18 protein-coding genes and 1 CRISPR repeat array are annotated in these 21544 nt (G+C 69.4%); of the genes, 9 read left to right on the forward strand and 9 right to left on the reverse strand.

Going from position 1 to position 21544, the window contains the following annotated elements; all coding sequences use genetic code 11:
- Positions 1 to 66: 66 nt before the first annotated feature.
- From CMC5_RS16640 to CMC5_RS16655, 4 genes are all read right to left on the reverse strand, one after another.
- Positions 67 to 1272 carry an ABC transporter permease gene (locus CMC5_RS16640; RefSeq protein WP_050431360.1) on the reverse strand — a complete coding sequence of 402 codons (1206 nt, stop codon included), beginning with the start codon at positions 1270 to 1272 and terminating at the stop codon, positions 67 to 69.
- Positions 1272 to 1979 (reverse strand): ABC transporter ATP-binding protein, encoded by a 708-nt coding sequence (locus CMC5_RS16645; RefSeq protein WP_050431361.1) that lies wholly within the window; start codon positions 1977 to 1979, stop codon positions 1272 to 1274. Before CMC5_RS16645 ends, CMC5_RS16640 begins: the two co-directional genes overlap by 1 nt.
- Entirely contained in the window at positions 1976 to 3271 is a 1296-nt protein-coding gene (locus tag CMC5_RS16650) for an efflux RND transporter periplasmic adaptor subunit (RefSeq protein WP_050431362.1), read from the reverse strand. The genes CMC5_RS16645 and CMC5_RS16650 overlap by 4 nt, the downstream gene beginning before the upstream one ends.
- 102 nt (positions 3272 to 3373) lie before the next feature.
- Complete coding sequence (locus CMC5_RS16655) at positions 3374 to 4105, reverse strand: YqjF family protein (RefSeq protein WP_050431363.1); 732 nt, start codon at positions 4103 to 4105, stop codon at positions 3374 to 3376.
- 113 nt (positions 4106 to 4218) lie between these two features.
- Here CMC5_RS16655 and holA point away from each other — a divergent pair, with 113 nt between their 5' ends.
- Positions 4219 to 5271: a DNA polymerase III subunit delta gene (gene holA / locus CMC5_RS16660; RefSeq protein WP_050431364.1), complete on the forward strand. Its 1053-nt coding sequence runs from the start codon at positions 4219 to 4221 to the stop codon at positions 5269 to 5271.
- Positions 5272 to 5331: 60 nt separating this feature from the next.
- Here holA and CMC5_RS16665 read toward each other — a convergent pair whose 3' ends face one another.
- Together CMC5_RS16665 and CMC5_RS16670 are read right to left on the reverse strand one after the other, a co-directional pair.
- A complete protein-coding gene (locus CMC5_RS16665) occupies positions 5332 to 6009 on the reverse strand; it encodes an HAD family hydrolase (RefSeq protein WP_082362547.1) in 678 nt (225 codons plus the stop codon).
- A gap of 144 nt (positions 6010 to 6153) precedes the next feature.
- The gene (locus CMC5_RS16670; protein ID WP_050431366.1) at positions 6154 to 6870 is read right to left on the reverse strand and encodes a sulfite exporter TauE/SafE family protein; all 717 of its coding nucleotides are present in this window, start codon (positions 6868 to 6870) and stop codon (positions 6154 to 6156) included.
- An 87-nt stretch (positions 6871 to 6957) separates the two neighbouring features.
- On the opposite strand from CMC5_RS16670, the gene CMC5_RS16675 reads away from it, so the two are divergent.
- Genes CMC5_RS16675 through CMC5_RS16685 form a run of 3 tightly spaced genes read left to right on the forward strand, consistent with a single transcriptional unit; the run spans position 6958 to position 11064 of the window.
- Positions 6958 to 7788: a LysR family transcriptional regulator gene (locus tag CMC5_RS16675; RefSeq protein ID WP_050431367.1), complete on the forward strand. Its 831-nt coding sequence runs from the start codon at positions 6958 to 6960 to the stop codon at positions 7786 to 7788.
- Between the two features lie 43 nt (positions 7789 to 7831).
- Positions 7832 to 9754, forward strand: coding sequence for an alpha/beta hydrolase (locus CMC5_RS16680; protein ID WP_050431368.1), 1923 nt, complete (start codon positions 7832 to 7834; stop codon positions 9752 to 9754).
- 59 nt (positions 9755 to 9813) lie between these two features.
- Entirely contained in the window at positions 9814 to 11064 is a 1251-nt protein-coding gene (locus CMC5_RS16685; protein ID WP_050431369.1) for a choice-of-anchor L domain-containing protein, read from the forward strand.
- Positions 11065 to 11074: 10 nt separating this feature from the next.
- Here CMC5_RS16685 and CMC5_RS16690 read toward each other — a convergent pair whose 3' ends face one another.
- Complete coding sequence (locus CMC5_RS16690; protein ID WP_050431370.1) at positions 11075 to 11527, reverse strand: hypothetical protein; 453 nt, start codon at positions 11525 to 11527, stop codon at positions 11075 to 11077.
- Between the two features lie 398 nt (positions 11528 to 11925).
- Positions 11926 to 12399, reverse strand: coding sequence for a redox-sensitive transcriptional activator SoxR (soxR, locus tag CMC5_RS16695; RefSeq protein WP_245678471.1), 474 nt, complete (start codon positions 12397 to 12399; stop codon positions 11926 to 11928).
- A gap of 151 nt (positions 12400 to 12550) precedes the next feature.
- On the opposite strand from soxR, the gene CMC5_RS16700 reads away from it, so the two are divergent.
- The 3 genes from CMC5_RS16700 (at position 12551) to CMC5_RS44615 (ending at position 17355) form a co-directional block, all read left to right on the forward strand.
- On the forward strand, positions 12551 to 13162 hold the full coding sequence (locus CMC5_RS16700) for an NADPH-dependent FMN reductase (protein ID WP_050431372.1): 612 nt from the start codon (positions 12551 to 12553) through the stop codon (positions 13160 to 13162).
- Positions 13163 to 14144: 982 nt separating this feature from the next.
- A CRISPR array of direct repeats spans positions 14145 to 14997; the repeat unit is 37 nt; unit sequence CCCGCAGTCCGCTCCCCGCTGATGAGGGGATTGAAAC.
- 280 nt (positions 14998 to 15277) lie between these two features.
- Positions 15278 to 16351 carry a hypothetical protein gene (locus tag CMC5_RS16710; protein WP_050431374.1) on the forward strand — a complete coding sequence of 358 codons (1074 nt, stop codon included), beginning with the start codon at positions 15278 to 15280 and terminating at the stop codon, positions 16349 to 16351.
- A gap of 854 nt (positions 16352 to 17205) precedes the next feature.
- Positions 17206 to 17355: a hypothetical protein gene (locus CMC5_RS44615; RefSeq protein WP_156338652.1), complete on the forward strand. Its 150-nt coding sequence runs from the start codon at positions 17206 to 17208 to the stop codon at positions 17353 to 17355.
- Positions 17356 to 17540: 185 nt separating this feature from the next.
- Here CMC5_RS44615 and CMC5_RS16720 read toward each other — a convergent pair whose 3' ends face one another.
- The gene (locus CMC5_RS16720; RefSeq protein ID WP_050435931.1) at positions 17541 to 18653 is read right to left on the reverse strand and encodes a Gfo/Idh/MocA family protein; all 1113 of its coding nucleotides are present in this window, start codon (positions 18651 to 18653) and stop codon (positions 17541 to 17543) included.
- 311 nt (positions 18654 to 18964) lie between these two features.
- On the opposite strand from CMC5_RS16720, the gene CMC5_RS16725 reads away from it, so the two are divergent.
- On the forward strand, positions 18965 to 20557 hold the full coding sequence (locus CMC5_RS16725; RefSeq protein ID WP_050431376.1) for a serine/threonine protein kinase: 1593 nt from the start codon (positions 18965 to 18967) through the stop codon (positions 20555 to 20557).
- A 14-nt stretch (positions 20558 to 20571) separates the two neighbouring features.
- Positions 20572 to 21390, forward strand: coding sequence for a peptidase associated/transthyretin-like domain-containing protein (locus tag CMC5_RS16730; RefSeq protein ID WP_050431377.1), 819 nt, complete (start codon positions 20572 to 20574; stop codon positions 21388 to 21390).
- Positions 21391 to 21544 lie beyond the last annotated feature (154 nt).

Here is a 21544-nt window from a genome sequence, read left to right on the forward strand (position 1 = left end):
TGTGGCGTGCCTGCCCGCTGTCCCGCCCCAGTTCACCGCAGCCCCTCCACCCCCCGCGCCTGCCTCTCACTCGTGACGGAGGGCCTCGATGGGGTTGAGCTGGGCGGCTTTTCGCGCGGGCAGGTACCCGAAGGCGATCCCGATGGCTGCCGAGAAGCTCACGGCGAGCACCACGATCCCCGGGGACACCACGAAGGGCAAGCTCAGCGCCCGCGTCGCCGCGAACGACCCCCCGAGCCCCAGCGCCACGCCGATCGAGCCACCCAGCAGCGACAGCACCACCGCCTCGACGAGGAACTGCAACAGCACCTCGTTCGCCCTCGCCCCGATGGCCAGCCGGATCCCGATCTCGCGCGTCCGCTCGGTCACGGACACCAGCATGATGTTCATGATCCCGATCCCGCCCACCAGCAGGCTCACGCCGGCGATGGCGCCGAGCAGCGCCGTCAAGGTGCCCGTCACGCTCGTCAGCGCCTGGCTCAGCTCCTTCATGTCCATCACCGAGAAGTCGGCGTCCTTCCCGGGCGCGACGCGGCGGCGCTCGCGCATCAGCCCCTCGATCTGCGTCTTCGCGCGCGTGGTGGAGCGATCGTTCTTCGCGCTCACCACGATCGAACTCACGTCGTTGTTGCCCGCGATGCGCCGCTGGTACGCGGTCAAGGGCATCACGATCAGATCGTCCTGATCTTGCCCGAAGGTCGACTGACCCTTGGATGCGATCGTCCCGACCACCGTGCACGAGAGCTGGCCCAGCCGGATCGACGTCCCGAGCGCGTCGTGGCTCCCGAACAGCTCCTTCCGCACCGTCTCGCCGAGCACGCACGTGGGCGCCGCGCCTTGCAGCTCCGCGCCCGTGAAGGCGCGGCCGGTCGCGATGTTCAGGCCACGGATCTCGAAGAAGGCCTCGGTCGAGCCGTAGACGGTGGTGTTGTAGTTCTTGTTGCCGTAGACGGCGAGCGTCATCCCGGCGGCGGTCGGAGCCACCGCCTTCACCGCGTTCGCCTCGCGGCTGATGGCGTCGGCGTCGCTGCGCTGGAAGGGTTTGGCAGCGCTGCTCGCGGGGCCGCGGCGCATGGCGCCGGGCATCACCGTGAGCATGTTGTTGCCCATCTTCGACACGTCGCTCGTCACCTGCGCCGTCGCACCGGAGCCAACGGTCACCATCATGATGACCGCGCCCACGCCGATGACGACGCCCAGCCCGGTGAGGATGGACCGCATCTTGTGACGGCGGATCTCCCGCAGCGCCATGATGATCGTCGCCCACCACATCAGCGGTACACCTCCGCGCGCGCGCCGGGTTCGTCCCGCTCCACGAGCCCGTCGCGGAAGGACACGATCCTCGAAGCGTACGCCGCCATGTCGGGCTCGTGGGTCACCATCACCACGGTGATCCCGCGGGACTGGTTCAGCTCGATGAGCAGCCGCATGATCTCCTCCTTCCGCGCCGTGTCCAGGTTGCCGGTGGGCTCGTCCGCGAGCAGCATCGCGGGGTTGGTCACGATCGCCCGCGCGATGGCCACGCGCTGCTGCTGCCCTCCGGACAGCTCCGCCGGCGTGTGCCCCTCGCGCCCCGTGAGCCCCACGTCGGCCAGCGCCTTCAGCGCCTTCGCCCGCCGCTCGCCCGCGGGGACCCGCCGGTACACCAGCGGCAGCTCCACGTTCTCCGCCGCGGTCGTGCGCGACAGCAGGTTGAAGCCCTGGAACACGAACCCCAGGTAGTGCCGCCGCAGCAGCGCGAGCTGATCGAGCGACAGCGTGCTCACCTCCACCCCCCGGAACCGGTGCGAGCCCGACGTCGGCCGATCCAGGCAGCCCAGGATGTTCATGCAGGTCGACTTGCCCGACCCGCTCGGCCCCATCACGGCCACGAACTCCCCCTCCTGGATCTTCAGGCTCACCCCGGCGAGCGCGCGCACCTCGGCGTCACCGCGCCCGTAGATGCGCTTCACGTCGGTCAGCTCGATCAGCGGGTTCATGGCGCCGAGGTCTCCGCGAGATCGGTCAGCACCCGCGTCCCGGGCTGCACCGCGGCGCTGGTGATCTCCGTGCGCTGCCCGTCCGTCGAGCCCACCGTGACCGGCTTCGGCGTCGGCTGATCGTTCTCCAGCACCCACACCCGCGGACCCTCGATCGTCGGCCCCGCGAGCTTCATTCCTCCTCCAGGAGGCCCACCAGGACCCCCGGGCCCTCCCGGCGTCGGCGGCGCGAAGCGCAGCGCCGCGTTCGGCACCAGCATCACATCCTTGCGGGCCTCGGTCGTCACCGTCGCCGTCGCCGTCATCCCGGGCCGCAACAGCAGCGCCGTGTTGTCGACGGCCAGCACCGCCTCGTACGACACCACGCCCGCGTCCGACTTCGGCTCGTTGCGCAGCGAGAGCACCTTCGAGGCGAACGTCTTCCCGGGGTACGCGTCGACCGTGAACGTCGCCTCTTGCCCCTCGCGCACCTGCCCCACGTCGGCCTCGTCCACGTACACGTGCAGCCGCATCCGCGTCAGATCCTCGGCCAGCTTGAACAGCACCGGCGTCTGGAACCCCGCCGTCACCGTCTGCCCGACCTCGATCTGCCGCGACAGCACGACCCCCTTGAACGGCGACAGGATCTTCGCCCGATCGAGCTTCGTCCGCGCATTCTTCATCTGCGCCCGCGCCAGGGTCGCGTCGGCGTTCGCGCCAGCGAGCGCGGCCTCGGCCCGCGCCGCCGTCGCCCGCAGCGTGATCAGGTCCTGCTTCGAGATCAGCCCCTCCGCAGCCTGCGCCTCCCCCTGCGCCAGCTTCGCCCGCGCCTCCTCCAGCGTGGCCTTCACCTGGAGCAGGTTCGCCCCGGCCGACGCCACCCGCGCCGACGACTCGTCGACCGTCGCCTGGAACGGCTCCGGATCGATCTCCGCGAGGAGCTGCCCGGGCTCCACCTGATCGTTGAAGTCCACGAGCACCTTGAGCACCCGCCCCGACACCTCGGCGCCCACGTCGACGGTGTTCAGCCCCTCCAGCGTCCCCGTCGCGGTCACCGTCACCGCGAGATCGCCCCGCACCACCTCCGCGTCCTCGTAGCGAGGTTGCGCCGCGTCCAGACGCCGCTGCTTGAGCCACCGACCGATCCCGACGATCGCCAGCACCACCACCGCGAGGACGATGACCCGCTTGACCCACCGCCGCCGCGGCCGCTCCGGCAACCCCAGGGTCTTCAGGACCTCCGGATCTCCCTGCGGCGGCTCCGTGTGCTGCTTCGTCGAGGGCCTCTCCGGTTGCGCCGTGGCTCGTGTCATCGCTGCGGAAGATAAGGCGTTCCGCAGCGCCTGGGCTTGAAAGGCATGTTTATGATTGTTGCGTAGTGTTAAGCCGCACGGCCGGAAGCGGGGGACGGCCCCTCAGCCGAGGGCCTTCAGCCCGTAGACATCCACATCCACCCCCGGGCTGTAGAGCGCGTGCGGGGTCCCTTCCGGCGCAGGGAGCCCCGTCGCCAGCACCATCGTCTCCCGCAGCTCGTGCACCTCGGCGCGGTGGAGCGGGTAGGGGTGGTGGTGCACCTGCCCGGTGTACAGCTTGCCGTCGCCCCCGTCGGCGTAGAGCAGGTACCGCTCGGCCAGGAAGTGCTCGAAGCTCCCTGGCACCGAGGCGCCGAGCGGCTCGCCGATGGTGTAGCGCGCCTCGAACTCGGCCGGGCGTTCGGTGGGCCACCGACGGCGGCTCTTGTAGTAGACCCGACGATCCGCCGTCCGCAGCTCCATGTCCGCGTAGAAGTAGGGCAGGTGCCAGCCACTGCGCGCGATGAGCACCGCGAGAAGCTTCGCGGCGTCGAGGCTGAAGAACCAGACCCCTGGATCGCGGCCCTCGTGGTGAACGTACGTCCGCACGTTCAGCTCGTGGAAATGAGAGATCCCTGGCACCGCGGGGGACCACCAGGGGCTGACGTTGCGCATGGTAAAAGGGACGACGCCCACGTAAGCGCGTCCCTCGTACGTGTCGATCGAGAGCGCGGGAGGCAGCAGCGGCCGCAGCGCCTCCATGGACACCTGCCAGTGCAGGAAGAGCAGGCTGCGCCATGCCTGAAATCCCGCGGGTCGACCCGCGGGCCGTAGCGCCTGGGAAATCCGATCCATGGCGCAGGATACACCGCACGCTCCGCCACGGCGCACGACCACCTGGGCACCCGGGCCGCTGCGCACCTCGCGCGGGCCTTGACGCGCTGTGCGGATCGCTCGATGCCCCAGGCGTGACTCCCGATCAAGCGCTCAAGGAAGTGAGCCAGGGCTCGCTACGCCCGGTCTACCTCGTGATGGGCGACGAGCGCTGGTACGTCGATCGCGTGGTCAGCGCGATCCGCGAAGCGGTGGCGAAGGGAGGCATCGCCGGCTTCAACGAGGACAAGTTCATGGCCGGCGAGGCCACGGTCGAAGCGGTCCTCGGCGCGGCGAAGATGCTGCCGATGATGGCCCCTCGCCGCTTCGTGCTCGCGCGCGGCCTGGAGCGCTGGGAGAAGAAGAGCGACGACGGCGATGAAGCTGCCGCCCCGGCGAAGAAGGGCGTCTCGAAGCAGCTCCCCCCGCTCGACGCCCTCGCGGAGTACGCCAAGACGCCCGCATCGACCGCCGTGCTGGTCCTCGTGGCGAGCAAGCTGCATGCGCAGCGGAAGCTGGTCACGCTGGCGAAGAAGTCGGACTTCCTTGTCGCGTGCGAGCAGCTCCCCAGGCGATCGCTGCCCGGGTTCATCAAGACGGTGGCGAAGGAGAAAGGCAACGCCATCTCAGGCGACGTCGCCGAGCACCTCGCCGAGATCGCGGGGCCAGAGCTGGGGTACGTCGTCGACGCGCTGGAGCGGCTCTCCCTCTTCGTGGGGGAGAAGCAGCCGATCACCGAGGAGGCCGTGGCCGAGATCGTGATCCGCGTCCGGCAGAGCACGACCTGGGAGCTTCTGGACGCCATCGGCCAGCGCCACCTCGACAAGGCGCTCGCGACCCTGGCCGACGTCTACGACCCGAGCGACCGAGGGCTGAAGCTCCTCGGCCTCGTGGCCTGGTCGGTGCGCGGGCTGGTGAAGTTCGACGCGGCGCTGGCCCTGGGTGTGTCGCCGCAAGAGGCGGCGCAGCGCGCGGGCGTCCCGCCCTTCAAGGCGGGCGAGATGGCGCAGACGGTGCGGCGGTTGCCGCCTGGGACGCTGCCCCGCTGGCTGCGCCTCCTGGCGGAGACCGACCTGGCGCTGAAGGGATCGAAGCGGCCTCCGCAGGCAATCCTGGAGACGATGCTGCTCGACATGTGCGCGAACTGAAGGCGGCCTCGCGCGAGCTGAAGGCGGCCTCGTGCGAGCTGAAGTCCGCTGTGTGCTCCGTCAGCCGAGGAGCGCGCCGAGCGCCTTGTCGGCGGTGAGATCCTGGAAGGCCTGTGTGGGGTTGCACGCGACGAGCGCGTCGAGCCCGTACTGCCCGGTCGCCACGGCGATGCAGTCGGCGCCGATGGCCTGCGCTGCGGCGACGTCCTTGGGCGTGTCGCCGATGACGACCACCCGGCAAGCGTCGACCGGCGCGCCGAGCGCCGCCGCCCCCCGCGACGCACCGATCCGCAGCAGCTCGTGGCGAACCTCGTGATCGCAGCCGTAGCCCCCGAACGAGAAGCGGTGGAACAGCCCGACCCGACCGAGCTTCAGCCGTGCCCCCGGGAGCACGTTGCCCGTCCCCAGCCCGATGGCGACGCCCGGGCGATTCGCGGTGGCCTCGAGGGCTTCGGCGATGCCCGGGTGGACACGGCAGTCGGAGTAGGGAAGCTCCTCCGCCAGGAGGGTGATGTACGTGCTGACGAGCCGATCGATCACCTCGTCGCTCGGCTCGTGCCCTGCGTTGAGGAGGGCCGTCCGGGCGATGGCCCGGTCGGTCATGCCAGCGAACGAGAAGTCACACACATCGCGTCGGTCGATGACCCGGAAGACGGCCTGCTCGAACGAGCGGCGCCCCGCGCCACCGGAGGAGATCAGGGTGCCGTCGATGTCGAAGAGGAGAACCGTGGGCTGCACGCGACCAGGGTACGTCGGGATGGCGCACGGCGCACCTCAGGCTTCTCCTGGCCTCTGCACCCGTCGACCCTGGCGGACGACGCCCTCATCCACGCGGCATTTCGCCTCATCCACGCAGCATTTCGCCTCATCCACACAGCGCCCTCAACGGAGGCCCAGCAGTGCGAGCCCCACGCAGAGCACCAGCGTGGTCGTCTCGATCCGTCGCGACCGCGTGGCGTTCAGGTGCTTGCGTGCGCGCTCACCGAGCAAGTTGCCTCCGAGCAGCGAGGCCGCGAGCATCGCCGAGGCCGCGAGCGTGGTTGCCGTCACCAGGCCACTCGCCCCGTACGCGAAGATGCGCCCCGCGTGCATCGCCGTGGTGGCCGCGGCGCCCGTCGCGACATACGCCGTCCCGGAGAGCCCCGTCGCCATCAGCACCGGCGCGAGCAGCAGACCGGCGCCACCCGACGTGGCCGACGCGGCGCCGATGCCGAAGCCCGCCGGCGTGAGCAGCGCAGGCGGCGGCTGGAAGTGCAAGAGATCCAGCGCGCGCGCCACCGCGAGCGCCGTGCTGCCTGCGAGGAGCCAGGCGAGCACCGTGGAAGGAATCGACGACACCAGGACACCGCCGATGAGGCTCCCCGGGACCGCGCCGAGCGCGAACGCCTTGGCCGTGCGCCGATCCACGTCACTCCAGTAGCGGTACGCGCGGTGGAAGTTGCCGATGAACAAGGCCGGCGCCGTGATCGCCAGCGCCTCGGCCGGACTCATGACGAGCGACAGCACCAGCAGGAGCAGCATGCCACCGCCCACCCCCGCGACGGTGGTCAGCGCCCCGGCCAGCACCCCGGAAGGAAGAAGAAGCGTCCAGAGCAGCACGTCGGCACCTCCTGTTCCCTCAAGAACTAGGAGCCGCGCCGTCATCCGGCCAATCGATTGTTTGGAACGCTGCTATCAACATCGCTGATGCTGGACGAGCTGAAGCACTTCCTCCTCATCGTCGACCACGGCACGTTCACCGAGGCCGCGAGGCGGGCTCACCTGTCCCAGCCGGCCTTGACCGCCTCCGTGCACCGCCTCGAAGGCTGGTTCGGCGCGCGCCTTCTCTCGCGGGGACCCGGCGGAGCGGCCCCGACGGCGGCCGGCGCGGCGCTCGTGCCCCGGGCCAGGGCTGCCCTCGCTGCGGTGGAGGACGGTCGCCGCGCCGTCGCCGAGATCGAAGGATTGCACGCTGGCGAAGTGCGCCTCGGCGCGGGCGCGACGGCTTGCACGTACTTCCTGCCGCCCGTCCTCGCGAAGTTCAGGGCCAAGCACCCCGCCGTCCGCTTCCTGCTCCGCGAAGCGACCGCCGACGAGGTGCTCTCCGCCTTGCACGAAGGCACCCTCGACCTCGGCCTCGTGGTCTCGGACGAGGGCGAACTCTGGCGCGAAGACGAGCTGATCCTCGTCGCCTCCCCCGCGCTCGCCTCCCCCGAACGAGCGCCCTTCGTCACGTTCGGCCGCGGCTCGTCGACGCGGACCCTCCTGGAGCAGCACTTCCCGGGCGCGCAGGTGGTGATGGAACTCGGCAGCATCGCGTCCGTGAAGGGCAACGTGCGTGCGGGCATCGGGATCGCCCTCGTCAGCCGCCAGGCCGTGGAGCACGACCTCTCCGTCGGCCGGCTCGTGGAGGTCCCTCACCCCGCGACCCCCATCGTGCGACCGCTACGGATCGTGCACCGCGGCCTCGACCGCCTCCCCCCCGCGGCGGCCAGACTGCGCGCGATGTTGCTCGCGCGGCGGCAGCCTTCCGGATAGCGTCGAGAGCACCGTGAGAATCGCTCATCGAACCCGGTTTGCCATGCTGATCGCGCCGGCGATCGTGGGGTGTGGGCTGGAGAGCCTGGGCCCCGAGCCGCTGCAACTCGAGCCGGGCTGCAACCCGCTCACCACCAGCGAAGAGTGCCTCTACCCTTACCCCAGCGCGTTCGTGCAGCGCGACGACGCGTCGAGCCCCACGGGCGTGCGGATGAACTTCGACGCCCAGAAGCTCCCCCTCCGCGGCGGCGTGACCCCGCTGGACGTCACCCCCTACAACGCGGCGGACGGCGTCTCCCCCGTCTCCTCGATCCTCCTCCACTTCGGCCGCGAGATCGACACCGAGCCCCTCCCGAACCAGCACGAGCTCGACCAGTCCATCCGCGACGACTGCCCCATCGCGCTCATCGACCAGCAGACCGGCGCGCGCGTCCCCTTCTTCGCCGAGATGGACCGCAACGCCAAGGACGACCAGATCGACCGCTCCGCGCTCATCCTGCGCCCCGTCGCCCCGATGGAGATGGGCCACCGGCACGTCGTGCTCGTGCGCCGCGGCCTCAAGGACACCGCGGGCAAGGAGATCGAGCCCACCGCCGCCTTCAAGGCCCTGGTGAGCGGCGAGAGCACGAGCAGCAAGGACCTGGAGGCCCTGCGCCCCCGCTACGAAAGCATCTTCACCCTCGCGGAGAGCTCGGGCTTCACCTCGGGCGAGCTGCTCACCGCCTTCGACTTCATGGTCGCCAGCCGCGACTTCGTGCTCGGCCCCATCCTCAGCATGCGCGAGCGCGCCCTGGAGATGGTGGGCACCACCGGGCTCCCCTACAAGATCACCGAGATCCAGGAGGACCCCAACGAGCACATGGCGAAGATCGTCTTCGGCGAGTTCGAGGTCCCCACCTTCCTGCGCGACGACGACAGCATCGAGCACGACGCCGACCACGTCCCCGTGCTCCAGACCCCGAACAAATCCTACCCCTTCACCCTGCTCGTCCCGAAGAAGGCCGCCGACGGCCCGCTCCCGCTCGTCGTGCTCGGCCACGGCATCTTCGGCTCGGGCCGCTCCTTCCTGACCAGCGGTGGCGACGGCGCCGCCATCCAGCAGATCGCCAACGATCAGGGCGCCGTGGTGATCGCCACCGACTGGATCGGCCTCTCCGAGAACGACCTCGAGCGCCTCATCCAGATCGCCGACAGCCTCGACAAGATCCACCTCGTCACCGACCGCCTCCAGCAGGGCATCATCAACGCCCTCGCGCTCACCCGCCTGGCGCGCGGCGCCCTCAAGGACGACGCGCAGGTGAAGCCGACGGACGGCCCCCTGCTCGACCTCGACCAGACCTACTACTGGGGCGCGAGCCTCGGCGGCATCCAGGGCTCGTCCTTCATCTCGCTCTCCCCCGACATCGCGCGCGCGGCCTTCGGCGTCCCCGGATCGGCGTGGAGCACCATGATCTCCCGGTCGAGCGTCTTCCCGCCCATCAAGGTCTTCCTCCAGCCGCACTACCCCGACCCGCTCGACTTCCTCTTCGGCGTCACCCTCATCCAGGCGCGCTTCGACCACAGCGACCCGGTCAACGTCTCGCGCCTCATGTTCCGCGAGCCGCTCCCCGACGCCCCGCCCGGCCGGCTCGTCGTCTTGCAAGAAGCCATCGGCGACTCCCAGGTGCCGAACCTCACCACCGAGATCCTCGCCCGCGCCATGGGCGTGAAGCAGCTCTCGCCCCCCGTGTACGACGTCTTCGGCCTGGAGCAGGTCACCTCACCGACGACCTCCTCCGCCCTCGCCCAGTACCGCATGGCGAACTACGACAAGCCTGCGCCCCCCGAGGAAAACCTCCCGCCTTCGGAAGACAACGGGGTGCACCATGACATGAACTTCCTGCCCAACGTGCACCAGCAGATCTTCCAGCTCTGGCTCGGAGGAGAAATCCGTCAGTTCTGTGACGGCCCCTGTGATCCCGACTGACGCCCTTCCACCGATCCGGGGTATGCTCTGGGCCTCCTACACCTACGGAGTTCCACCCCATGCGCATCTCCCCTTCAGGGCGTTTCGCCCTCACTTCTCTTCTGATCTCTGCTGGCTGCGCAGCGTTCGTCGCTTGCAGCGCCGTGGGCGGTGACAACGGCTTCGGCCCGAGCGGTGGCAACCCCTCGGGGGCCGGCGGGGGCGGCACGGGCGGCGACGACATCAACCTCACCAGCGGCGCGGGCGGCAGCGCGGGCGGCCCGCTGACCAGCGAGCCCTCCTGCGTGGGCGTCGACCCGAACATCGACAACGACGGCGACGGCTGGACCGGCGCGGCGGGCGACTGCAACGACTGCACCGCGCAGATGAACCCCGGCGCCATGGACTACCCGGGCAACAACATCGACGAGGACTGCAACGGCTTCGTCGACGACAACCCGACCTCCTGCGACACGGGCCTGCCGCTCACCGGCGACGCGCGTACCGGCGCCAGGGCGATGGGCTTCTGCAAAGAAGCCGTCGGCCAGTCCTGGGGCCTCCTCGACGCGCAGTGGGTGACCTCGGACGGGCAGCCCCGCAACTCCACCTCGTTCAACCTCGGCTACGGCATCCTCTCCGGCTTCGGTCCCACCGTGCAGCCCCAGGAAGGCCAGCGGCTCCTCGCGCTGTCGTCCGGCACCGCGCGTCAGCCCTCCGACAACGGCTACCGCTCCCCCATGGGCTACGACAAGGGCTACAGCACGCCCGCCCCTCCCGGTTACCCGAAGGAGTCGCCCGCGTGCCCGGGCGTCGTGACCGGCACGCCTTACGACTCTGCGGCCCTCCGCGTCGTCGTCCGCACCCCGACCAACTCCAAGTCCCTGCGCTTCAAGCTCAACTTCTACACGTACGAGTTCCCCGAGTACGTGTGCGACGAGTACAACGACTTCTTCGTGGCGATGCTCACCCCGCAGCTCGCCAACACGCCGGACGCGAACATCTCCTTCGACGGCCAGGGCAACACCATCAGCGTCAACGCCGGCTTCCTCCAGGTCTGCCACCCGCAGTTCGCTGGCGGCCGCAACTTCCCGTGCCCCCTCGGTCCTGGGCAGCTCGCCGGCACCGGCTTCGACTTCGTGAACAACAGCGCCGCCACCGGCTGGCTCCAGACCACGGCGCCCATCGAGAACCCCGGCCAGGAGATCACCCTGCTCTTCACCATCTGGGACTCGGGTGACGGCGTGCTCGACTCGACCGTCCTCCTCGACGACTTCGCCTTCGAAGCCGTCCCGGCCGACACCGAGACCCAGCCCGTCCCGCCGCCCCAGTAGCCCCTCGCCCTCACACCCGCCGTCGCCTCAGCCGACGCCGCGCGAGCCGCTCCTTCCCCACCCCAGCTCCCCCCGTGATGCCGTCCTCCCTCGCAGGAGGCGGCATCCCCTCGTGCGACGCGCTCGATTCGTGGGACGCGCTCGTGCTCGTCTGCGGCGCCTTCGCCAGCGCCTCGTGGGACGCGCTCGTGCTCGTCTGCGGCGCCTTCGCCAGCGCCTCGTGGGACGCGCTCGTGCTCGTCTGCGGCGCCTTCGCCAGCTCGTCTCGTTTGTCGGCGGGCAACTTCCAGCGCGAGATGGTGCCGGGCATGGCCCCGCTGGAGACGCGGCATCGGGGACACCAGCGCACGTGGTCCCAGGAGATGTCCTCCAGGCCCAGCTCTCGCAGCCGTCGCCGCTCCCAGGCGCGCGCCTCCGAGGAGAGCCCAGCGCAGGTGTGACCCCGCCGATCGCGACCCACCATCGATCCTCCTGTCCAAAACCGCAACACGCGGCCCTATCAGGATCTATTACGGCGAGCGCTCCTCGGTTACCGCCGGACCGAGATCATTTTGCCGGTGCGATGGCATTGCATCTGACGGGACAGATTTCTCGCTTCTCCTCACACCCCACATCATTCGCCCCCAACGTGCCTTCGTGGAGCGTCGTCATCGCTGCATGACGCGCGTCACCGCCCACGGCGCGTCACCGCCCACGGCGCGTCACCGCCTGCGGCGCGTCACCGCCTACGGCGCGTCACCACGCACGGTGCGTCACTTCCCACAGCGCGCGTCACCACGCACGGTGCATCACCACCTCCGGCGCATCAGCCTCGCGGCGCGCATCATCGCTGCACAGCGCGCCTTTCGCTCCCCGGCTCCGTCATCCCTCGACGGAAGACGCGCACGTCCCCCCATCGCAAGCCTTCGCGCAGAGCCATCGCCTCGGCCCGCTCCCCTCCTTGGCGAGCACGTCGTACGGGTTGGCGAGCCGGCAGTGATCCAGGGACAGACAGCCGCATCCGATGCACTCGGTCAGCTCGTCGCGTAGCCGCTGGAGGGTGACGATGCGCTCGTCGAGTTCTGCGCGCCACGCCTTCGACAGCCGCTCCCAGTCCTCGGTCGTCGGCGTCCGGCGATCCGGCAGCTTCGCGAGCGCGTCCCGGATGACGCTCAGCGGGATGCCCACGCGCTGTGACACCCGGATGAACGCGACCCGCCGCAACGTCTCGCGCGCATAGCGCCGCTGGTTGCCCGAGGTGCGCCGGCTGTGGATGAGCCCTTCGGCCTCGTAGAACCGGAGCGCCGAGACGGCCACGCCGCTCCGCTCCGCGAGCTGTCCCACCGTGAGTTCCATGCCTGCCTGCATGACGTTTTTCCCGCACCACCCGCCACCCGGCGGCCCTTGACCTCAAGTTTACTTGAGGTCCTACGGTGAGCCCATGCCTCCCTGAAAACGAGCCACCGGCTCGGAGGGGACGCTCGTGCCATCGAAAGGAGTTTCCCCCATGAACGACGACACCTCGCTCACCATCGGCGTCATCCTGGCGAGCCTGCGCGAGGGCAGGATGGGCGCGGTCTTCGCCGACTGGATCGCCGATGTACTCGCCCGCCGCGAGGGCATCACGCCCGAGATCCTCGACCTGCGTGACTGGGCCTTCGCTCCCTTCGGACAGGACACCGTGGCGGGAGCGCGTGACGCTCCCCTGCCTGGCCCTTCGCTCGAAGAGCGCTGGCGGGCGACGATCGCGCGCCTGGACGCCTTCATCATCGTCACGCCGGAGTTCAACCACGGCTACCCGGGCAACCTGAAGAACGCGCTCGACGTGGTGGGCACCCCCTGGAGCCACAAGCCCGTCAGCTTCGTGGGCTACGGCTACTCGGCGGCCGGCGCGAGGGCGGTGGAGCAGCTCCGCCTCGTGGCCATCGAGCTGCGGATGGTGCCCATCCGTGACGAGCTCGACATGCGCCTCGGCGGGTACGCTGCCGACGCGCGCGGCGTGCCCGTGGAGCCAGGCATCCTGCGGCAAGCCGAGAAGCTCACCGACGAGCTGTCGTGGTTCGGGCGGCTGCTGCGCGAAGGTCGGCAGCGCCGAGGCGCCGAGGCGACGGCGCGCTGACGCGAGGGGGCGACGGAGGGACGTGGGGATGAGGCGACCCCCCGGGAGATCAGGGGGCACGCCGGGGCGAGGACGTCAGGCCAGGAAGGCGACGCCACGCAGGGTCGGGCCACCCGGGTCGAGGGTGAGCAACGTCACCGGGTGGCCCTGGAGGAGGCCACGCCTCCGGCGAATCTCGCCCGTCAGCGCGTCGGGGCGAGCGTTGCACTGGAGCAAATCGCTCGCCGAAGTTTCGGGACGAGCGTTGCACTGGAGCAAACAGCTTGCCGAAGTTTCGGGGCGAGCGTTGCACCTGAGCAAACAGCTCGCCGAAGTTTCGGGGCGAGCGTTGCACTGGAGCAAACAGCTTGCCGAAGTTTCGGGACGTGCGTTGCACTGGAGCAAACCGCTCGCCGAAACGTCGGGACGCGCGTTGCGTCAGTGCAACGGTCTCCCCGACAGCGCGCCGGTCAGGTTTCCTGCAAATCCGGCCTCGTCGACGGAAGACGGGACCCCCATGCCGCCCTATCCACCCGGGCTGCCCGAGCGCGTGGGGTCCGTGGGTCCGCTGGCGTCCGTCCGTGGCAGCAGGCGGCGACCTTCCGAGCAAGGTGGGCGACGGAGGTGTCCACCGGCGGAGGTTCGCTCTCGTGGGCTGGACGCCAGACGCCCTGCTCCGCGTCGGCACCCTGGCCGTCGATGGAGACGGGACGTACGCTGTGAGGCCCGAAGACGCGAGCGTTCGGCGTGTCGCACCCCGGCACCTGGAGGACACCGCGCTGCCCGAAGGCGTGGTCCCCACGCTCGCTCCCTGGTGGAATCAGCGTACCGTGGACGGAGAAGGAGCCGAGGGGTCCGTGAGCACGATGTGGCTGTACGACCGGCTGGCCATCTGGCAAAATTCTGAGAACCGGAGGGGGTTTTGAGCAGGTTTGAGGTTCTCAGAAAAACGGCGCCCGCGACCCAGCACCGACTGACGTGATTTCAAGCACTTAGCGGAGCGCCCGCAGTCCGCTCCCCGCTGATGAGGGGATTGAAACACGTGGGCCGCGCGAGCTGGAGACCCGCTCGAGGACCCGCAGTCCGCTCCCCGCTGATGAGGGGATTGAAACTTGTTGAGGCACGCGCCCGGGATCCGCAGTCGCGAGCCCGCAGTCCGCTCCCCGCTGATGAGGGGATTGAAACAGCGGGATTGGCACACCAGGCGGGAAATCGACGATCGAGCCCGCAGTCCGCTCCCCGCTGATGAGGGGATTGAAACTGGTGACGCAGTGAGCGCGCTCGACCTCTTCGATCGGACCCGCAGTCCGCTCCCCGCTGATGAGGGGATTGAAACGAATAGTAGGTGATGGTTCGTCGCTCATCCCGTTCCCCCGCAGTCCGCTCCCCGCTGATGAGGGGATTGAAACCGTGTCATGCGGTCCACGTCTTCGGCAGCCCCGAAGGCCCCGCAGTCCGCTCCCCGCTGATGAGGGGATTGAAACGAATGCCAACGAAACCCTGGCACAACCCCTAGATTAACCCGCAGTCCGCTCCCCGCTGATGAGGGGATTGAAACTCAGAGCTTCCGAGCTGAGCACGAAGTACTCGTTTGCCCGCAGTCCGCTCCCCGCTGATGAGGGGATTGAAACAAAAGAGCACTATCGAATCTGACAACTGAGTGGTGTCAGCCCCGCAGTCCGCTCCCCGCTGATGAGGGGATTGAAACGAGGGCGTCGAGCACGATCAGGCTGACGATGTAGCCGCCCGCAGTCCGCTCCCCGCTGATGAGGGGATTGAAACAGGGAGACGGTAGGGAGACAGCCCACGGCCCCCGGACCCCGCAGTCCGCTCCCCGCTGATGAGGGGATTGGAACGAGCGCAGGCGATTGCCAGACGTTGCGTCGAATCGCTCTGCGGTGCGGGATGGCAGAAGAGGTAATTCCCTCTCGCTGGATGTAAGCGCGAGCGTCGCCTGGCTCGCACCCTTCTGCACGTACAGAGGGGATAGCCGAGGGCGCGTAGCGTGGTAGAGCGGCCGTACACGAGCTGCCTGCGGTGCATCCCGGATCATGAGCGTGATCACGATGGCAGGGGCGTGGTGTGTCATTGCCGCGCTGCGGCGCCGAGCGGAGCAATCAGGAGCCTGTGACAGCCATGTTGCCGCCATTTGCTGCCGAGAAGCGCGGTCGGTTTCGCCGCCTCTGGGATCGACTGCGCTCGCTGGAGGGGGCGCTGTTGCCGCCGTTTCTCCTGGTGGCGGCGTTGATGGCCTGCAAGACAGGGCGCATCGACATCTACACGTGTCCCGATCCTTGCGAGGAGTGCGAGGAGCCTTGTGCGTGTGCGGAGGGGACGTGTGTGCCCGTGCCTCCGCTCGGCTGGGAGGGGCCGGTGCTGCTGTGGCATGGGCCGCCCGAGGGGGAGCCAGCATGTCCGGCGCGTGCGCCTGCGCCCGTGTACGAGGGGCATCGTGGGCTGAAGACGATCCCGGAGTGCGCGCAGTGCGCGTGCTCGCCGCCGACGTGTCAGCTGCCCGAGCGTGTGAGCGCGAGCGCGACGAGTGATGTGTGTTTGGCAGGGCTGGAGACGCGGATGTTGCCCGAGGGCTGGGATGGGGCGTGCGTCGAGATCGAGCCGCTGGTCGCGCCGGAGTCGTTGCGCGTCGGGGCGACGAGCGTGGGGGCGTGCGAGCCGGTGACGATCACGCTCCAGAAGGCTTCGTTCGGGTGGGAGACGAAGGCCAAGGGGTGTGTGGCGGCGGGGGCCGCCGAGGCCTGCGCGCGCAATCACGAGGTGTGTGCGCCGCTCGTGGAGACGGAGCGCGATGGGTTCGAGCTGTGCATCTACCAGCGTGGTGACGGGAGGACGGAGAGCGCACAGCCGGGCTGGGGGACGTCGTGTCCCGTGGGGTTCCCGCAGGTGCGGGTGTTCTATGGCGGGGTGGCGGATGATTCGACGTGTATGCCGTGCTCGTGTGGCGAGCCGGAGGGGAGCGCGTGCGATGGGCGAATGATGCTGCACGAAGGGTCAGGCTGCCAGGGAGGCCGGCAAGAGATGCTCATCGGGCTCGATGGCGGCTCCTGCACGGCTCCCTCGAACCCCATTCCGGAGATATGGAGTGTGGAAGCCGCGCTGGTGCTGGATGAGCCAGGGAGTTGCAAGCCAGCAGGTGGTCAACTGGTCAATGGAGGAGTTCTCCTTGAACCAGCCACATTCTGCTGCCGGTAGGATCCTCTCGTCGTCTCTCGTGATGCATGGTGTTTGCAGTGCGAACGACCCAACGGATACGCCTGTTCTTCGTCCGGCTGGCGCTGGCCGGACTGGTCTGCTGCGGTGTGGATTCGAGTGTCCGGCAATTCGTGGGTACAATGACTCCGCATTGCAAGCAGGATGAATGCGATGACCCAACATCCCTCGGATGGGAAGGCCCGGTATGGCTGTGGTCTGGTGAGGAGGAGGTGGCTCCTCCCTGTCCAGATGCGGCTCCCATGCTGGTGTATGAAGGTCACGCGGGGCTTCAGACCCAGGGAGCGTGCGGTACGTGTTCCTGCAGCGGGCTGGAGTGCTTGCTGCCTGCAGGGATAACCATCTCCATGGGGGACTGCGGAGGACCGGGAATCGATGTCCTCGCTCCTCCTGGCTGGGACGGCTCGTGCTGGCCATTCCCGGCCATCAAGGAACCCAAGGGCGCCATCTTCTGGGGGTCGTCGCGCACCGAGTGCCAGCCGGTCGTTCCGCAGGTGGAGAAGCAAGCGTCGTTCAGCTGGGAAACATTGGCCAGGGCCTGCGCGACCTCCAGCGAAGAGCGAGCATGCCTGGATCGTGCAGAAGACTGCTCGCCGTCCATGCCGGCGGGGTTCGCGCGCTGTGTCTTCAGCGCCTCGACGGCGACGGTCTGCCCACAGGACTATCCAGAGAGACGTGTCTTCCACAGGAATGCAGAGGATGGTTCATCCTGCAGTCCATGCAATTGCTTGCCGCCCGAGACCAGCGCCTGTGACATCTTCATCGGTCTGAGCGCGGACAGTGAATGCGTCGTTCGGATGATGGGGGCGACGGTCGGTTATCAGTTGGATGACTGCATGTTGAGTTCAATCCCACCTCAGTTCGCAAGCGTGAGGGCGGAGATCCGGCTGCTCGATCCGGGGACCTGCATGCCTCAGGGCGGGGAGTTCGTGGGTGGGTTCGAGCCGTCGGAGGCCACCACGTTCTGCTGCGCGCAGGAGCGGTGAGGGGCGAGCGCTCCTGGGCGTGACGTCAGGCGACGTGAGTGGTGCTGGAAGGGCGGACAGTCCGATGGATCTGGTCGAGTCGCTCGAAGCGTCGCTCTCGCGATCGAGCAACTCGAAGCGTCACCTTTCAGGTGAACGTTGGGCGAGGTGTACGGGAGGGGTGGTCGCCGAGGGCGACGGGCGGTTCAGGGAGCCGCGGAGAGCTGCTGGCGGGTGCCGGTCTGGGCGGCGCGCTCGATGGCGTCGAGCATCTCGTGGCGGGTGACGGCGGCGTCGAAGTTCGGAGCGTGGTGTGTGCCCTTCAGGATGTCCTCGGCGAGGAGGGCGTAGAGCTGGGCGACGTTGAAGGGGGAGCCCGAGGGGACCTGGGCGGTGGTCGCGTGGTGTTCCTGGGGGATGGGGAGGTCGACGAGGGGGGCGTCCTTGCCGCGGGCGATCTGGAGGCGGAGGTCGACCATCTGGACGTGGCCGGAGGGGCCGGTGATGACGAGGTCGCCTTCGGTGCCGTTGATCTCCCAGAGCAGGTTGGTGCCTCGGCTCAGGCCGCCGCGGAGGTGCAGGGAGGCCACGGTGCCGCTCTGGAGGACGCCGCTCAGGGCGATCTGGTCGGGGGTGTCGAAGGGGACGGTGCCGCTCGTGTCGGTGAGGATGGCTTCGGTCCTGCGGGTGGCGATCGTGGCGGAGAGCTCGCGGAACTCGCCGAGGCAGTGGCAGAGGGCGTCGAGGAAGTGGCCGCCGGGGATGGAGAGCAAGGTCGCGCCGTTGCGATGATCGAGGAGGTAGGCGCCGGCGGTGTCGATGTCGCCGCCCCAGCGGCGGCCCGAGGCGACGGCGCTCGTGGAGAGGATCTGGCCGAGGTCGCCGCGGGCGATGAGATCGCGGATCTGGCGGATGACGGGGGCCGCGCGTGCCTGAAGGCCGACGGCGTGGTGGACGCCCTTCTCGTGGGCGAGGGCGCGCAGGGCGTCGGCTTCGGCGAGGCCGTTGCCGAGGGGCCACTCGCAGTAGACGTGCTTGCCCGCGTTCAGGGCGGTGGTGACGAGTTCGTGGTGGCGGGGGACCTTGACGGAGACCACCACGAGGTCGACGTCGGGGTGCTCGACCAGGGCGTGGTGGTCGGCGAACGCATGCGGGATGCCGAACCGTCTGGCGGTGGCGTCGGCCGTCGCTCGTCGCGTGGTGCTGACGGCGCGGACCTCGTAGGCGGGCAGCGCCTTCAGTGCAGGGATGTGCGCCGTGACGGCCCAGCCGCGGTCCGGGTTTGCGCCGATGATGCCCACGCCGATTCTGTTCGTCATCGTGACTCCTTGCCCGGGCGTGCCGTCCGAGGTCACGCGGCTCCGCGTCGGGCTCGTGTGATCTCGTGGTCGTGCGTGGCCTTGCGGTGTAGCGCTGCCGTCCCGGGCCTCGACCGTGGTGCATGCTTTGAAAGCGGCAGGTCGGACCGTCAAGGCCGAAGGCGCGATGCGTCGCGTGGTGGGAAGACGGCGCGGGCGACGTGCACGCTCGACGGAGCACTTCGTCGCCGTCATCCCCGCTCGCGGAGGTCGTGCGGACTTCGGTGTCGAGGGAGGCGCTTCCTCCCTGCAGGTCTGGTAACCTGCCGGCCGTGTCTGCGGCCGCTCCGATCTCCGTGCTTGGCCGGTACGCGATCTACGAACCGATCGCGGCGGGGGGGATGGCGCGGGTGTACCTCGGGCGGCAGCTCGGCGCGGCTGGGTTCGCTCGGACCGTGGCGATCAAGCGGATGCTCCCGCACCTGGTCGAAGAGCAGCGGCTCGTGACCATGTTCATCGACGAGGCGCGGCTCGCGGCGCGCATCCGGCACCCGAACGTGGTGTCGATCCTCGACGTGGTCTCCAACGGGACGGAGCTGTTCCTGGTGATGGAGTACGTGGTGGGCGACGCGCTGTTCGCCATCCAGCGGACGCTGCAGAAGAGCGGCGCGCGGGTGCCGCCGGAGATCGCGTCGAGCATCGTCTCGAGCGTGCTGTACGGGCTGCACGCGGCGCACGAGGCGGTGACGGAGGAGGGGACGCCGCTCGGCCTGGTACACCGCGATGTGTCGCCGCAGAACATCCTGGTGGGCGTCGACGGGATCACGCGGGTGCTGGACTTCGGCGTGGCCAAGGCTGCCGGGAGGCTGCAGCAGACGACGCAGCGAGGGCAGCTCAAAGGCAAGCTCGGGTACGTGGCGCCAGAGCAGCTCCAGACCACGATGGAGGTGACGCGTCACGCGGACGTGTACGCGACCGGCGTGGTGCTGTGGGAGCTTCTGGCGGGCCAGCGGTTGTTCCAGGGGGACAACCAGGGCGCGGTGATGCTGAGCATCCTGGAGGGGCGCATCCCGTCACTCGCGGAGGTGGCGCCGTGGGTCGATGCGGGGCTCGTCCGGGTGGTGGAGCGGGCCGTCGCGCGCGCTGCCGAGGAGCGCTTCGCTTCGGCGCTGGAGATGGCGAACGCGCTGGAGCGTGCGCTCTCGCCTGCGTCGCCCGGGCGGGTGGCGGCGTGGGTGCAAGAGGTGGCGCGTGAGGTGCTCGCCGCGCGTGCCGCGGTGGTCACCCGGGTGGAACGGGCGCCGTTGCCACTGGAGGTGGAGGACGCGCCGTTCTCTCAGCGTGGCAGCGCGCCGGAACTCCCCCCACCGAGTTCGGTCTCTCCCTGGTCGGACCGGCTGGGTCCGGGCCCGCTGCTGACGCCGAACCCTCCCTCGACGCTGGCGCCAGGTGCTCCCTCGACGCTGGCGCCGGCCGCGAGCCCGGGGGTGCGCGCGCGTCCCTCGCGCCGTCGGTGGATGGCGCTGGCCTTCGGCTGCGCGTTCGCCGCGCTGCTCGTGGCGTTCGCGGTGCGGCTCGGCGCGAGCAGCGCGGGCGTGTGGGGAGGGCAGGGGGAGCCTTCGGTCGGGAGCGATGGCCGTGAGGGCGTCGCGCAGCACGCCCAGGCGGCCGTCCCGGGGAGCGCGCCGCCGGTGCCCGTGACGGAGGTCGCCTCGCCGGATACGGCTCCCGACGTGTCCGCGGGTCCGGGAGATCAGGAACTGCGCGCCGGAGGGCCCACAGAGCAGCCCGACGGAGGTACGCTCGACGCAGGGGCGGCGGCTGTCTCCACGACCGTCGCGCGTCCCAAGAACCCATGCGATCCTCCCTACTACGTCGACAAAGAGGGAATTCAGCGCGTGAAGCGCTCCTGTTTTCCTCGCTGATCCGGAAGCTCTCGGTGGCCCTGGGCGTGGCGCTCGCGCTCTCGTCGGTGCAGGTCGCTGCCGCGGCCGAGAGCGATGAGAGCGATGCTTGCGTGAGCTCGTACGAGAACTCGCAGCAGCTCCGCCGCAACCAGGATCTGGTGCACGCGAAGGCGGAGCTGCGGCTCTGCCTCGGGACGTGTCCCCGGTTGCTGGCGCGGGACTGCGAGCGGTGGCTGAAAGAGGTGGAGCCGCAGATCGGGCGGGTGACGCCGTCGATCGTGGACGACGAGGGCCACGCGGTCGAAGGCGCGACGCTGCTGATCGATGGGGAGCCAGTCCGCATCGATCGGCAAGGCGCGGTCGAGGTGAACCCGGGGCGCCACACGATCCGCGCGGAGTCTCCTGGGCTCCAGGCGTCCGAGCAGGAGGTCGAGGTGAAGGCGGGGGAGCGGGCGCCCCTCACGTTGACGCTCACTCGGCCTCCGCGCCCGCAGGTGCCCCCGCCGGTGGCACCTCCGCCGGTCGTCGTGTCGTCGACGCCGGTGCTCGGGTTGACGCTGGGGGGCGCAGGGTTGCTGGGGCTGGGGGTCGGTGGAGCGCTCGCGGTGTTCGGTCACCTGGAGCGCTCGTCCCTCCTCGACGAGTGCGCGCCCTTCTGCAAGCAAGCCGAGGCCGATGCGGTGCGGCGGCTGTGGATCGCAGGTGGCGTGAGCGCCGGGGTGGGCGCGGTGCTTCTCGGGGTGGGCATGGGACTCATCCTCGCGAAACCTTCGGAGGAGGCGCGGGTGATCCAGCCGGTGGCGCACATCCTTCCCGGGTCTGCCAGTCTGGGTGTCCTGGGCCGCTTCTGAGCCACACGGCAGGGGCACGTGCACCCGGAGTTCCGCCGAGCCAGTGCGTCGGGACTCATCACGCCGTGATCCACTCTGGAAATCGGGCATGGCTAGCCGCTCCTGGCCTGGCGCTCGTCGCATCGGGGTACGGGTGAAGCGTCGGTCGTGTGGA

The organism is Chondromyces crocatus (genome assembly GCF_001189295.1).
GTDB lineage: Bacteria > Myxococcota_A > Polyangia > Polyangiales > Polyangiaceae > Chondromyces > Chondromyces crocatus.

Bases quoted from the DNA above. Each gene is read 5' to 3' on its own strand.
- CMC5_RS16645 (WP_050431361.1), bottom strand. From the start codon at position 1,979: ATGAACCCGCTGATCGAGCTGACCGACGTGAAGCGCATCTACGGGCGC.
- CMC5_RS44615 (WP_156338652.1), top strand. From the start codon at position 17,206: ATGTTGAGTTCAATCCCACCTCAGTTCGCAAGCGTGAGGGCGGAGATC.
- CMC5_RS16690 (WP_050431370.1), bottom strand. From the start codon at position 11,527: ATGGTGGGTCGCGATCGGCGGGGTCACACCTGCGCTGGGCTCTCCTCG.
- CMC5_RS16655 (WP_050431363.1), bottom strand. From the start codon at position 4,105: ATGGATCGGATTTCCCAGGCGCTACGGCCCGCGGGTCGACCCGCGGGA.
- CMC5_RS16675 (WP_050431367.1), top strand. From the start codon at position 6,958: ATGCTGGACGAGCTGAAGCACTTCCTCCTCATCGTCGACCACGGCACG.
- CMC5_RS16650 (WP_050431362.1), bottom strand. From the start codon at position 3,271: ATGACACGAGCCACGGCGCAACCGGAGAGGCCCTCGACGAAGCAGCAC.
- CMC5_RS16685 (WP_050431369.1), top strand. From the start codon at position 9,814: ATGCGCATCTCCCCTTCAGGGCGTTTCGCCCTCACTTCTCTTCTGATC.
- CMC5_RS16710 (WP_050431374.1), top strand. From the start codon at position 15,278: ATGTTGCCGCCATTTGCTGCCGAGAAGCGCGGTCGGTTTCGCCGCCTC.
- CMC5_RS16680 (WP_050431368.1), top strand. From the start codon at position 7,832: ATGCTGATCGCGCCGGCGATCGTGGGGTGTGGGCTGGAGAGCCTGGGC.
- CMC5_RS16720 (WP_050435931.1), bottom strand. From the start codon at position 18,653: ATGACGAACAGAATCGGCGTGGGCATCATCGGCGCAAACCCGGACCGC.
- soxR (WP_245678471.1), bottom strand. From the start codon at position 12,399: ATGGAACTCACGGTGGGACAGCTCGCGGAGCGGAGCGGCGTGGCCGTC.
- CMC5_RS16640 (WP_050431360.1), bottom strand. From the start codon at position 1,272: ATGTGGTGGGCGACGATCATCATGGCGCTGCGGGAGATCCGCCGTCAC.
- CMC5_RS16700 (WP_050431372.1), top strand. From the start codon at position 12,551: ATGAACGACGACACCTCGCTCACCATCGGCGTCATCCTGGCGAGCCTG.